Source organism: Streptomyces sp. R28 (assembly GCF_041052385.1).
In the GTDB taxonomy this organism is placed as follows: Bacteria; Actinomycetota; Actinomycetes; order Streptomycetales; family Streptomycetaceae; genus Streptomyces.
Map to the genome: position 1 here is coordinate 3322072 of NZ_CP163439.1, position 13043 is coordinate 3335114.

Genomic DNA, 13043 nt, shown 5'->3' on the forward strand with positions numbered 1-13043 from the left:
CAGGCCTGAGGAGGCGGCGCGATGAGCGGTGGTGCCTGGGCCGGCCTGGCCGTGGCGGGTGTCACCGCCGCCTATGCCCTCGGCTCGCGGCGGTTGTCGGCCACGCCGGTCACATCGGCGATCGTGTTCACGGGGAGCGGCGTCCTCATCGGTCCCGCCGTCCTCGACGCCGTCGACATCGAGCACTACGCCGCCCCGATCACGGCCCTGATGGAGGCCGCCCTGACCCTGGTCCTGTTCACCGACGCCATGGCCGTCCGGCGACGGGACCTGACCACGGGCGGCTTCCTGCCCGCCCGGCTGCTCGGTATCGGCCTCCCGCTGTGCATCGCCGCGGGCTGGCTGCTGGCGTGGCCGCTGCTGCCCGGGCTGAGCGCGTGGGAGCTGGCCCTGGTGGGTGCGATCCTCACGGCGACCGATCTCGCGGTGGGCAAGACCGCCATGACGGAGCCCTCCGTGCCGCCGCTCGTCCGCCACGGTCTCAACGCGGAGAGCGGTCTGAACGACGGCTTGGTGCTGCCGTTCTTCGTCGTCTTCGCCGCCGCGGTCCCCGGCACGTCCTACGCGCAGGAAGGCGTCGCGGGCACCTTCTGGCGCTCCCTGCTGCTCAGCAGCGTCCTGGGCCTGCTGGCCGGCGACATCGGCGGGCGGCTGCTGCGGGCGGCGCGGGCCCGCGGCTGGGTCGCACGGCGGTGGGGGCAGTTCTACGTGCTCGGCGTCGCCGTGTCCGCGTACGAACTGGCCGTCCTCACCGACGGCAGCGGCTTCATCGCGGCCTGGGTCGCCGGGTTCGCCTTCGGACACGCCCTGCGGCGACACCGGACCGGCGCCGGCAGGCCGCAGGGCCCGGACCGCACACCAGAGTTCGCCGAGAACCTCGGCGCGCTGCTGGCGTCGATCAGCCTGATGGTCTTCGGGGCGGTGCTGCTCGGCCCGGCGCTGGAGCACCTGACCTGGAAGATCGTCCTGTACGCCGTGCTCAGCCTGACGGTCGCGCGGATGCTCCCGGTCGCCGTCGCCCTGCTCGGAAGCGGGCTGCGGCTGCAGACGGTCGCGTACATCGGGTGGTTCGGACCGCGCGGTCTCGCCTCGGTCGTCCTGGGGCTGCTCGTGGTCGAGGAGCATGTGCCGGGGACGCAGACGCTGGGTCGGGCGGTCGCCGTCACCGTCGCCCTCAGCATCGTGCTCCAGGGCATCTCGGCCGCGGCGCTCGCCAAGCGGTACGGCCGCTGGTACGCGCGCGCCTCCGCCGCAGCCGGCGGGCACGGGCTGCGGGAGGGCACGTCCGCGGCGGAGGCGCCTGTGCCGGGGGCATCGGTGCCAAGGACGTCCGCGCCGGAGGGGCACCGGGGCACGCCGTCGGATCGGTCAGCGGGTCCTCGTCGTCGCGGCCGACCGGCAGGATGATCCAGCAACGGGTGCCGACACTGCCGCCCCCGACGCCCTTGCGCGCCACGCCGACCACGTGGAACCGGCTCAGCAGGTGCCGCGTCTCGCCCGTCGGGCAAGCGGTGACGACCGCCGGGAATCGCGGAAGTGACCGCTTTACGTGCACCACCAGAGGAACCGGTCGCACTCCGTCTCCGTCGGCGACGGGGCCGGGGTCGGGTCCGAGGTGGTCGGTTGGGCGGTGGGCGCCGGGGCCTGTGGCTCGGACGTCGGGGCGGGGCCCGAGGTGGACGTGCCGGACCCGCCGCTGCCCGTCGGCGCCGACTCGGCGTCCTTGTCGGGGGTCTTGTCCTCGTCCTTCTTCTTGTCCTCGTCCTTCGGTGACTTCGAGGCCGAGGGAGACGCCGAGGGGCCCGGCGACGCCGAGTCCCCGCCCGTCCTCGTCGTACCGTCCGTGGCGTCGGGGGACGCGGACACCTCTTCCGAGGCCGCGCCCTCCGCCGACTCGTCCCCGGCGGTCGCCGGCTTCGGGCTCGCGCCGGGGGCGTCCATGCCGAGCTCCGCGAGGCTCAGGCCCCCGGCGGCCAGGACGAAGCCGGCGGCGATCAGCAGGGCTCGGCGACGGCGGCGGCGGTGCGCGGCGGCTTTGCGATCACGACGGCTGGCACCGCCCGGACCGGACTCCTCGTCCAGGTCATCGCCGTCGTCCTCCTCGACGTACTCGTCCCGCTCGTCCCGCTCGTCCTGCTCGTCGTACCCGGCGTACTCGTCTCGCTCGTCGTGACCGCGCCTGCGGCCACGCCGCTGCGCCGCCCGCCGCGCTGCCCGTCCACCGACCGGCGTGGCCTCGGCGGCTTCGGCGGCCTCACCGGTGTCCGCGGCCTCGGTGTGGGCCTCGGCCGCGGCCTCTTCGGAGTGTGCGTCGGCATAGCCGTCGCCGTACTCGCCACCGCCGTACTGCCCCGCACCGCCGGCGTACTGCCCCGCACCGCCGCCGTATTGGCCCTGTCCGCCCCCGTATTGCCCGTACTGCCCCTCGTACGCCGCGTACGCCCCTTGGCCCCCCGCAACCCCCACGGGCGCCTGTGCCAGCCGCTCGGCCATCTGCGGGTACGGCTCACCCGGCCCGCCCGCGTACGCGCCCAGCTGTTCGACCGCGGCGCCGCAGCCCGGGCAGGCGAGGGCGCCGTTCAGGTGCCGTCGGCACGGGTGGCAGTAGTCCATGACGCGGGAAGACTAGGTTCCGCACAGGGATCGTTCCTAGAGCCTCTCGTGAAGATTATGTGCGGAACTGGTCTTTCCGGATTACTCAGTTGAGGTCAAGCCCGACCATTCGCCGCGATCCCTCCGGCACCGGGTTCCGTAAAACGCCGAACGGTCCGTCGCACGGCAGGCGTGTGACGGACCGCTCGGGTGTGACGGACCGCCCGGATGACGGGCCGCGTCGGCGCGGAGTGCCCTTCGGGTCAGGTCTGCTTACGGGCCGTCATCGCCCGCTGGATCAGGATGAACGCGCAGAGCAGCACACCGGTGGCGATCTTCGTCCACCAGGAGCTGAGCGTGCCCTCGAACTGGATGATGCTCTTGATCAGGCCCAGCACGAGGACACCGAACAGGGTGCCCAGGACGTAACCGGAGCCGCCCGTCAGCAGCGTGCCGCCGATGACGACCGCGGCGATCGCGTCGAGTTCCATGCCGACGGCGTGCAGCGGGTCGCCGGACTGGATGTACAGCATGAACAACAGGCCGGCCAGCGCCGAGCAGAAGCCGCTCATCGTGTACACGGCGATCTTCGTACCGCCCAGCGGGAGCCCCATCAGCAGCGCGGACTGCTCGTTGCCGCCGATGGCGTACACCCGACGGCCGAAGCGCGTGTAGTGGAGTACGTAGAAGGCGGCGGCGAGGACGACCAGCGCGACGATGGCGCCGATCGACAGCTCCCCCAGTCCCAGCGACACCCGTGTCTGGGCCATGCTGCTCACCGTGGAGTCGCTGATGGAGATGGACTCCTTGCTGATGACCAGGCACAGGCCCCGGAAGAGGAAGAGGCCGGCGAGGGTCACGATGAACGGCTGGATCTCGAAGTTGTGGATCACATAGCCCATGAGGAAGCCGCCGAACGCTCCCACGCCCAGGGCGATCGGGACGACCAGCAGCAACGGCAGGCCCTGGCGCTCCACCAGCCATGCCGTGAACATGGTGGTGAAGCCGATCACCGAGCCCACGGACAGGTCGATACCGCCGGACATGATGACGAACGTGGCGCCGACGGCGGCGACCAGCAGATAACCGTTGTCGATGAACAGGTTGAGGAAGACCTGCGGTTCGCCGAACCCGTAGTTCTGGTACCGGCTGAGACCGGTGATGTACATCGCGAGGAACAGGGCGGCCGTGACCAGGACGGGCAGCCGCCGGTCGCCGAGCAGCTGCGCGGCCCGGGACGTGGTACGGGCTTCCGGCACCGTGGGGGTCTTGGTGGTCGCGCTCATCGCGACACCTCCATCTTCGGGGCGGCGTCGGCGTCGGGAGTTGCCGGAGCCGGGGCGGCGGCCCGTCGCAGCCCCTTGGGGCCCTTGGCGCCGAAGACCTTGGCCCGGAACTTCGGGGACTGCAGCAGGCAGACGACGATGACGACGGCGGCCTTGAAGACCAGGTTGGTCTGGGTGGGCACGCCGATGGTGTAGATCGTGGTGGTCAGGGTCTGGATCACGAGGGCGCCGACCACCGTGCCGCCGATCGAGAACCGGCCGCCGAGCAGCGAGGTGCCGCCGATGACGACGGCGAGGATCGCGTCCAGTTCGATCCACAGGCCGGCGTTGTTGCCGTCCGCGGCCGAGGTGTTGGAGCTGATCATCAGGCCCGCGATGCCCGCGCACAGGGCGCAGAAGACGTACACCATGATCTTGATGCGCCGGGACCGGATACCGACCAGGCGGCTGGCCTCGGCGTTGCCACCGACCGACTCCACGAGCAGGCCGAGCGCCGTACGGCGGGTCAGGGCCACCGTGACGGCCACGACCCCGGCCACCACGAAGATGGAGAAGGGCAGGGTCAGCCAGTAGCCGCCGCCGATCAGCTTGTACGGCTCGCTGTTGATGGTGATGATCTGGCCGTCGCTGATCAGCTGGGCGACACCGCGTCCGGCGACCATGATGATGAGGGTCGCGATGATCGGCTGAATGCCCATCCGGGCGACCAGGAAGCCGTTCCACAGACCGCAGACGACCGCCGCCACCAGCCCGATGCCCATGGCCAGGAAGACTTTGGACAGGGCGTTCTGGTCGGCCTGGTCACTGATGTACGAGCAGGTCAGGGCGCCGGTGATGGCAACTACGGCGCCCACGGAGAGATCGATGCCGCCGGTGGCGATGACCAGGGTCATGCCGACCGCCACCAGGATCAGGGGCGAGCCGAAGAGCACGATCGAGACGAGGCTGCCGTAGAGGTGGCCGTCCGTCATCCTGATCGCGAAGAAGTCGGGGGTGAAGGGGACGTTGACCAGCAGCAGGGCGACCAGGACCGCGACCGGCCAGAACAGGTTGTGGTGCGTCAGCGCTCGCCAGCGTGAGGTCGCGGCCGTGGACGGGGTGCTCATTCGTGTTCTCCGCTCGCGATGGTCTCCAAAATCTTGCTGGTGGTGATCTCCGGCCCGTTGGTGAGTCGCGCGACCAGCTTGCGGTCGCGCAGCACACCGATGGTGTGGCTGAGGCGGAGGACTTCCTCCAGCTCGGCCGCGATGTAGACCACGGCCATGCCGTCCTCGGAGAGTGACACCACGAGCTTCTGGATCTCGGCCTTGGCGCCGACGTCGATGCCGCGTGTGGGCTCGTCGAGGATCAGCAGCTGCGGCTGGGTGATCAGCCAGCGGGCGAGCAGCACCTTCTGCTGGTTGCCGCCGCTCAGCCGGCCGACCCTGGCCTCGGGGTTGGCGGGGCGGATGTCCAGCGCCTTGATGTACTTGGCGACGAGTTCGTCGCGCTGGGCGGCCGGGATGGGCCGGGTCCAGCCGCGCGCCGCCTGCAGGGCGAGGATGATGTTCTCCCGCACCGTCAGATCAGGGACGAGGCCCTCGGTCTTGCGGTTCTCCGAGCAGAACGCGACACCGGCGCCGATGGCGTCGTTCGGGGCGCTCATCGAGACCTGCTTGCCGCCGATGGTCACCTTGCCGCTGTCGGGCTGGTCGGCGCCGAAGAGCAGCCGGGCCAGCTCGGTGCGGCCCGAGCCGAGCAGTCCGGCGAGGCCGATCACCTCGCCCTTCTTGATCTCCAGGTCGAAGGGGGAGATGCCTCCGGTGCGGCCCAGTTGCTCGGCCTGGAGCAGGGTCTCGCCGACGTCGGAGCGCAGCTGGTGCTCGTGCAGCTCCTCCAACTGATCCAGGGCCTTGCCGATCATCAGCTCGATCAGCCCGACCTGGTCGAGGTCGCGGACCATGTGCTCGCCGACCAGGGTGCCGTTGCGCAGCACGGTCATCCGGTCGCAGATCTCGTAGATCTGGTCGAGGAAGTGCGACACGAAGAGGATCGCGACGCCCTCGTCCCGCAACTGCCGCATCAGGCGGAACAGTTCGAGGACCTCGTCGCGGTCGAGGCTGGAGGTGGGTTCGTCCAGGACCAGCACCTTGGTGCCGGAGCCCTCGCCGTCGCTGTCGCCGGTGCCCACCGACCGTACGATCGCGACCAGTTGCTGCACGGCCAGCGGGTACGAGGACAGGGGCGCGGTCACATCGATGTCGAGGCCGAGCCGGTCGACCAGCTCCGCGGCCTCCTTGCGCATCCGCTTCCACTGGATGCGGCCCGCGCGCGTGGGTTCACGTCCGATGAAGATGTTCTCCGCCACCGACAGGTTGGGGCAGAGGTTGACCTCCTGGTAGACCGTGCTGATGCCGGCCTGCTGCGCCTGCAGCGGGCTGCCGATGCGCACCGACTTGCCGTCGAGGGTGACGGTCCCGCCGTCCAGGGAGTACACCCCGGTCAGCACCTTGATCAGCGTGGACTTCCCCGCGCCGTTCTCGCCCATGAGGGCGTGGATCTCTCCGGGGAAGAGCCGGAAGTCGACGCCCGACAGAGCCCGTACCCCCGGAAACTCCTTGACTATGCCCGTCATCTGCAGAACGGGCTTCGGCTCTGCCATACCTCTCCTAGTGAGGGTCCCACCGGCTTTACCCGGTGGGGAATTCAGTCCGTCTTAGGTTGATTACGCCCCGCAAGAGGCCGGTTCGGGGTGGACCGCAGCCTTCGGCTGGAAGCCCCTCACGTGGAGCGGAGTCACGGCAGCGCTCCTCTTGTATCGAGCTGCCGCAGGGCCCCCAAGGCCTGGCCGACCGAGCTTCGGTCGGCCAGAGGCTCCTGGCGGTCGGTGCGGTGGTCAGTACTTGCGGGAGGGGAGCGCGGCCTTGGCCTGGTCCTGCATGAAGTCGCTCTCCTTGGTCTTGATCCAGCGCTCGACCGTCTCGCCGGCGTGGACCTTCTTCACGACCTCCATCAGCTGGGGGCCGAGCAGCGGGTTGCACTCGACGATCGCGTTGATCTTGCCTTCGGACATCGCGATGAAGCCGTCCTTCACGCCGTCGACCGTGACGATCAGGATGTCCTTGCCGGGCTTCTTGCCGGCCGCCTCGATGGCCTGGATGGCGCCGAGACCCATGTCGTCGTTGTGCGCGAACAGCACGTCGATGTCCGGGTTGGACTGCAGGAAGGCCGCCATGACCTGCTTGCCGCCGGCGCGGGTGAAGTCACCGGTCTGGCTGACGACGATCTTCCAGTCGTCCGCGTGGTCGGCGTCCATGACCTCCTTGAAGCCCTTGGCACGCTCGATCGCCGGGGCGGCACCGGTGGTGCCCTCCAGCTGGGCGATCTTCACGGCGCCCTTGTGGCCGGCCTTCTCCAGGACCTTCTCCAGCATCTTGGCGGCGCGCCGGCCCTCGTCGGTGAAGTCGGAGCCGACCAGGGTGACGAACAGGGACTCGTCGCTCTCGACGGACCGGTCGGTCAGGACGACCGGGATCTTCGCGGCCTTGGCCTCGTTGAGGATGGCGTCCCAGCCGGTGACGACGACCGGGGAGAAGGCGATGACGTCGACCTTCTGCGCGATGTAGCTGCGGATCGCGGAGATCTGGTTCTCCTGCTTCTGCTGCGCGTCGGAGAACTTGAGGTTGTAGCCCGCCTCCTTGGCGGCCGACTTCACCGAGTCGGTGTTGGCGCTGCGCCAGCCGCTCTCGGAGCCGACCTGGGAGAAGCCGAGGGTGATCGTCTTGCTGTCGCCGGAGGAGCCGGAGGAGCCGCCGTCCTCCTTGGCGCAGGCCGCCAGGGTGCCCGCAGCCGCCACGCCGATCGCCGCGGTGAGGAAGTTCCGTCTGTTGAGCATGTGTCTTCTCCTTTGAAGAGCCGGTCCGGGGATGGACCCCTGGGACTCGGTTGTCACTTGGTGAGACCGGCCGACCGCGGCGCGTCCAGCCTGTCGATCATTGTTCGAAATGTCGACCATATGGAGGTGGATAAAGGGACGGCGAGGCGTCGGTGGAGCGTCAGCCGGGCGCCGTCCCCGACTGGGGGATGTACGGGAACGTACTGGCACGAACCACGAGTTGGGGCTCGACCGTGGACGTCCCGGACGGCGTCCGGCCCTCGATGAGGTCCAGCAGCAGGGCGATGCTCCGCTGGCCCACCGTCGAGAAGTCCTGCCGGACGGTGGTGAGGGGTGGGGCGAAGAACTCCGACTCCGGGATGTCGTCGAAGCCGACCACCGCGACATCCTGGGGAGTGCGCACCCCAGCCTCACGCAGGGCTCTCAACACCCCCAGCGCCATCTGGTCGTTGGCGACGAAGACGGCGGTCAGGCCCCGGCCCACCCAGCCCGCCAGTTCCTGACCGGCCCGGTAGCCCGACAGCGGACTCCAGTCCCCGCGCAGCGGCATCGGCGGTTCGACGCCGCCCGCCTCGAGGGTCTCACGCCAGCCGACGGTGCGGTCCAGCGCCTCCTGCCAGGACTCGGGTCCGGCGAGGTGCCAGACCGTGCGGTGGCCGGCGGCCAGCAGATGGCCGGTGGCCAGCCGCGCGCCCAGATACTGGTCGACGTTGACGCTCGGGATCTCGGCGCCGGACCCGGTGCCCACGGCCACCACCGGGAAGGGGTGGCGGAGTTCGGCGAGGGCCTGGACGGCCGAGCGCTGCGGGGCGAGGGCGATCACTCCCTCCACCCCGCCCTCGCTGAGCCGGTTCAGCGCCTCGGCGAGGGTCTCGACCGTCAGCTCGCGCAGACTGACCGTGGAGACGAGGTACCCCTGGGCACGCGCCGCCTCCTCCAACGCGAACAGTGTGCTGGCCGGCCCGTAGAGCGTGGTGCTGGAGGCGACCACGCCGAGGGTCCGGGTGCGCCGGGTGGCGAGTGCCCGTGCGGAGAAGTTGCGGCGGGAGCCCATCTCCTCGATCGCGCGCAGCACCTTGGCCCGGGTCGCGTCCCGCACATTGGGGTGATCGCCCAGTACGCGGGAGACAGTCTGGTGGGACACGCCGGCCAGGCGTGCCACGTCGGCCATGGTGGGCGGCCGCAACTGCGAGTGGGTCACGGCCGCACCTCCTTGGTGTTCGTCTGCCGATAAGACCTGTACCACGGGCGGACGGATCCGCTCGGCCGGCGTCACGCCGGGGTTCCGGAACGCCCCAGGACACGGGACGGCAGGGCGAGTTGGCGCACTTCGGGCATGACGCTCGTACCTCCTTGGATGCCGCGGGGTGATGACTGGTGAGCGCGGACGTCATTGTGAGCGCTAACAATTCATGGCGGTCAAGAGGGCTGCATCAGGTCGGTCATCACGGTTGAATAACGCGCCGGTCGCCGAGCGTCACCCAGGCAGCCTGTTCCGACGCGCGTCCCGGCGGGCAACACGCCCTTGGCCCGAACACGTTGGCGCAGGCCGCCCGCCACCCCGGACCGGGGCGGCGCGAGGGCAGATTCGCCCGCCATGACCATGTTTCGACAGCTCTGACCGCATGGGCCGGCCACCGCCCGCCCCACCCTCACGGCCGGAATCGATCGGTCGAAGCCCGCCCCACGAGGGCCGCCCGCTCCGCCGGAACAGCCCGGGATCCGCCTTGGACGGGGCCAACATCCGGGTCATCACGCGCACAATGAGTGCCACTTTTCAGGGCCCAAGTGCCGGACATTTCCCACTATTTGCCGTCACCTCGACCGCCGATCCAAAACCGTTACCCGTTCGACCCATTGACACTCCAACGGGGTCGTCCCTACTGTCGCGACAGGATTTCGAACGCCTTACGAAATTTCGAACAGCCAGACTCGAAGCAGTCCGGACTCGAAGAGGACAAGGAGTATCGTGCGCATCACGGGAATCAGCACACACGTGGTAGGAACGCCGTGGCGGAACCTGACCTACGTGCAGGTGCACACCGACGAGGGACTCACCGGAGTCGGCGAGACCCGCATGCTGGGCCACACCGACGCGCTGCTCGGCTATCTGCACGAGGCGAAGACCAATCACATTCTCGGGTCCGACCCTTTCGCCGTCGAGGACCTGACACGCCGCATGAAGTACGGCGACTACGGCCGGGCCGGCGAGATCGTGATGTCCGGCATCGCCGTGATCGAGATGGCGTGCTGGGACATCAAGGGCAAGGCCCTCGGCGTCCCCGTCTGGCAGCTGCTCGGCGGCAAGGTCACCGACAAGGTCAAGGCGTACGCCAACGGCTGGTACACCACTGAGCGCACTCCCGAGGCCTACCACAAGGCGGCGCAGGGCGTCATGGAGCGCGGGTACCGAGCGCTCAAGATCGACCCCTTCGGCACCGGCCACTTCGAGCTGGACCACAAGGAGAGCCTGTACGCCGTCTCGCTGATCGAGGCCGTGCGCGACGCGATCGGGCCGGACGCCGAGCTGATGCTGGAGATGCACGGCCGGTTCTCGCCCTCCACCGCCGTCCGCCTCGCCAAGGAGCTGGCGCCCTTCAAGCCCGCGTGGCTGGAGGAGCCGTGCCCGCCGGAGAACCTGAAGGCGCTGGAGAAGGTCGCCGCCAAGGTCGACATCCCGGTGGCCACGGGTGAGCGCATCCACGACCGGATCGAGTTCCGGGAGCTCTTCGAGAGCCAGGCCGTCGACATCATCCAGCCGGACGTCGGCCACATCGGCGGCATCTGGGAGACCCGCAAGCTCGCCGCCACCGCCGAGACCCACTACACGCTGGTCGCCCCGCACAACGTGGGCGGGCCGGTGCTGACCGCCGCCTCGCTCCAGGTCGGCTTCACCGCACCCAACTTCAAGATCCTTGAGCACTTCAATGACTTCGCGGACGCGGAGATCAAGAAGGTCGTCAAGGGCGCCCCCCAGGTGAACCCCGAGGACGGCTGCTTCCACCTGTCCCACGAACCCGGTCTCGGTGTCGAGCTGGACGTGGACGCGGCGGCGGAGTTCCCGCAGCAGCAGGCTCGCTTCGACCTGTGGGCCGAGGGCTGGGAGCAGCGCAAGCCCAAGGGGAACGCGTGAGCACCCGCAGGTCCGGTTCCAGGGGGCTCCAGTGAGCACCGCTGTAGTGATCGAGGCTCCCGGCCGGCACCTGCTGGTGCCGCACGAGCCTCGGCAGCCGGAGGCCGGCGAGGCCCTGGTCCGGGTGCACGCCTCCGGGATCTGCGGCAGCGACCGTGAGGTCTTCCAGGGCAATCGGCCCGAGGGGTACGTCCGTTACCCCCTCACCCCCGGCCACGAGTGGTCCGGGACGGTGACCGCGGTCGGGGACGGCGTTCCCTCAAGCCTTGTAGGCCGCAAGGTAGTTGGCGAAGGCTTCCGCAACTGCCAGGTGTGCGACCGCTGCCACGCGGGCGAGACCACGCTGTGCACCGCGGGGTACGAGGAGACCGGCTTCACCCAGCCGGGCGCCATGGCCACCACGCTGACCCTCCCCGCCCGTCTGCTGCACGTTCTCCCGGACGACGCGGATCTGACGGCGGCGGCGCTGCTGGAGCCGGCCGCGTGCATCGCGGCCGCCGCGCTCAAGGCGAGGGCCGTTCCCGGTGAGCGGGTCGCGGTCGTGGGCACCGGAACGCTGGGCATGTTCGCCGTTCAGTTCCTGAAGGCCGCCTCCCCGGCCGAGCTGCTCGTCGTGGGCACCCGTCCGGACCGGGCCGAGCTGTCCAAGCGGTTCGGCGCCACGGACTTCCGGACCAAGGACCAGGAGCTCCCCGGCGACTTCGACGTCGTCATCGAGACCGCCGGGTCCGCGGACGCGGCGCGTACCGCCGCCGCACTGCTGCGGCGTGGCGGGCGGCTGGTCCTGACGGGGATCCCGGCGCCGGGCGCGGACGGGCTCGACCCGACGGATCTCGTCGTACGCCAGCTGGAGGTGCACACCGTGTTCGGCGCGGCGCCGGACGCCTGGGCGCACACGGTGCGGGTCTTCGGGGCCGGGCTCCTCGATCCGCTGCCGCTCGTCACGCACGAGCTGCCGCTGGAGCAGTTCGCCCAGGCCATCGAGCTGGTGGGGTCCGGCGACCCGACGGTCGGAAAGGTCCTGCTGCGGCCATGACCGGCCCCTGAGTCGTACGCCGGTACGGGGTACCTGACGACTTCGTACCGGCGTACATCCACAATCTTGCTGTACCCAGAGCCGCGAACCCCGTCCGAAATATCGAATGCGAAGGACATCCAGTGACCGACACCACCGCCCCGGCGCCGCGCCGACCCGGCGAGCAGGCTCTCGCAGCGCTCGGCCTGGGCGCGCCCGCCCTCGATCCTTCCGACGCCTCCCCGCACACCTTCCCCGACGGTGGCCGCTGGCGCACCGAGGTGCCCTCCGTCGAGGGGCCCGAGGCGCTCGCCGTGGTCCTCAAGGAGTCCTCGCGGCTCGACGTGCCGATCCACCGGATCAGCCAGGGCAGCGGGATCTGGATGCTCACCGACGCCGAGATCACCGAGATGGTGGAAGCCACCGCCGAGCGTGACATCGAGCTCTGCCTCTTCACCGGCCCGCGCGGCACGTGGGACATCGGCGGCTCCACCCGTACCGACTCCAAGGGCGCCGGCCTCAGAGCCCGCGGCCACGACGCGGTCGCCGGATGCGTGGAGGACGCCGTACGCGCGACCGAGCTGGGCGTGAAGTGCCTGCTCATCGCCGATGAGGGTGTGCTGTGGACGCTGCACCAGGCCCGCGTCGCCGGGATCCTGCCGGCCGACACGACCTTCAAGGTGTCGGCGCTGATCGGCCCGGTCAACCCGACCGCGTACGCCGTGTACGAGAACATGGGCGGCGACTCGATCAACGTGCCCAGCGATCTGACGCTCGATCATCTCACCGAGATCCGGCGGGTCTCCGCCGCCCCCATGGACATGTACATCGAGGCCCCCGACGACCTCGGCGGCTACATCCGGATGTACGAGGTCGCCGAGCTGATCCGGCGCGGCGCACCGCTCTATCTGAAGTTCGGCCTGTCGAAGGCTCCCGGGATCTACCCCTACGGGAACCACATGCGGGACCTCACGCTGTCCACGGCCAAGGAACGCGTACGGCGCGGCCGGCTGGCCCTGGACCTGCTCGCACGGCACGGAGCGGACGGCGACATGGCGCCGCTCGGCTCGCGGCTTCCGGGCGCGCTGAAGCGGTTCGGAAATCCCTCATAACGAACCGGCCAACTGTCTTCACAGAAGACGA

10 protein-coding genes and 1 pseudogene are annotated in these 13043 nt (G+C 69.8%); 4 read left to right on the forward strand and 7 right to left on the reverse strand.

Annotated elements, in window-relative coordinates; genetic code table 11:
* Nucleotides 1–21 precede the first annotated feature (21 nt).
* A complete protein-coding gene (locus tag AB5J49_RS14640) occupies nt 22–1407 on the forward strand; it encodes a cation:proton antiporter (RefSeq protein ID WP_369169075.1) in 1386 nt (461 codons plus the stop codon).
* Here AB5J49_RS14640 and AB5J49_RS14645 read toward each other — a convergent pair.
* The 7 genes and pseudogenes from AB5J49_RS14645 to AB5J49_RS14675 all read right to left on the reverse strand — a co-directional run.
* A pseudogene (locus AB5J49_RS14645) lies at nt 1370–1495 on the reverse strand (DUF2252 family protein); the annotation flags it as partial. The gene AB5J49_RS14640 and the pseudogene AB5J49_RS14645 sit on opposite strands and share 38 nt — an antisense overlap.
* A 50-nt stretch (nt 1496–1545) precedes the next feature.
* Complete coding sequence (locus AB5J49_RS14650; RefSeq protein WP_369169076.1) at nt 1546–2613, reverse strand: hypothetical protein; 1068 nt, start codon at nt 2611–2613, stop codon at nt 1546–1548.
* A 242-nt stretch (nt 2614–2855) separates the two neighbouring features.
* On the reverse strand, nt 2856–3878 hold the full coding sequence (gene yjfF / locus AB5J49_RS14655; RefSeq protein ID WP_369169077.1) for a galactofuranose ABC transporter, permease protein YjfF: 1023 nt from the start codon (nt 3876–3878) through the stop codon (nt 2856–2858).
* Nucleotides 3875–4984: an ABC transporter permease gene (locus AB5J49_RS14660; protein ID WP_369169078.1), complete on the reverse strand. Its 1110-nt coding sequence runs from the start codon at nt 4982–4984 to the stop codon at nt 3875–3877. The genes yjfF and AB5J49_RS14660 overlap by 4 nt, the downstream gene beginning before the upstream one ends.
* The gene (locus tag AB5J49_RS14665) at nt 4981–6519 is read right to left on the reverse strand and encodes a sugar ABC transporter ATP-binding protein (RefSeq protein WP_369169079.1); all 1539 of its coding nucleotides are present in this window, start codon (nt 6517–6519) and stop codon (nt 4981–4983) included. Before AB5J49_RS14665 ends, AB5J49_RS14660 begins: the two co-directional genes overlap by 4 nt.
* Nucleotides 6520–6753: 234 nt before the next feature.
* Nucleotides 6754–7752 (reverse strand): ABC transporter substrate-binding protein, encoded by a 999-nt coding sequence (locus tag AB5J49_RS14670; RefSeq protein ID WP_369169080.1) that lies wholly within the window; start codon nt 7750–7752, stop codon nt 6754–6756.
* Nucleotides 7753–7912: 160 nt separating this feature from the next.
* Entirely contained in the window at nt 7913–8953 is a 1041-nt protein-coding gene (locus AB5J49_RS14675) for a LacI family DNA-binding transcriptional regulator (RefSeq protein WP_369169081.1), read from the reverse strand.
* A 768-nt stretch (nt 8954–9721) separates the two neighbouring features.
* On the opposite strand from AB5J49_RS14675, the gene AB5J49_RS14680 reads away from it, so the two are divergent.
* From AB5J49_RS14680 to AB5J49_RS14690, 3 genes are all read left to right on the forward strand, one after another.
* A complete protein-coding gene (locus tag AB5J49_RS14680; RefSeq protein ID WP_369169082.1) occupies nt 9722–10885 on the forward strand; it encodes a mandelate racemase/muconate lactonizing enzyme family protein in 1164 nt (387 codons plus the stop codon).
* Nucleotides 10886–10916: 31 nt separating this feature from the next.
* On the forward strand, nt 10917–11921 hold the full coding sequence (locus tag AB5J49_RS14685; RefSeq protein WP_369169083.1) for a zinc-binding dehydrogenase: 1005 nt from the start codon (nt 10917–10919) through the stop codon (nt 11919–11921).
* 122 nt (nt 11922–12043) lie between these two features.
* A complete protein-coding gene (locus AB5J49_RS14690) occupies nt 12044–13012 on the forward strand; it encodes a hypothetical protein (protein ID WP_369169084.1) in 969 nt (322 codons plus the stop codon).
* The last annotated feature ends 31 nt before the right edge of the window (nt 13013–13043 follow it).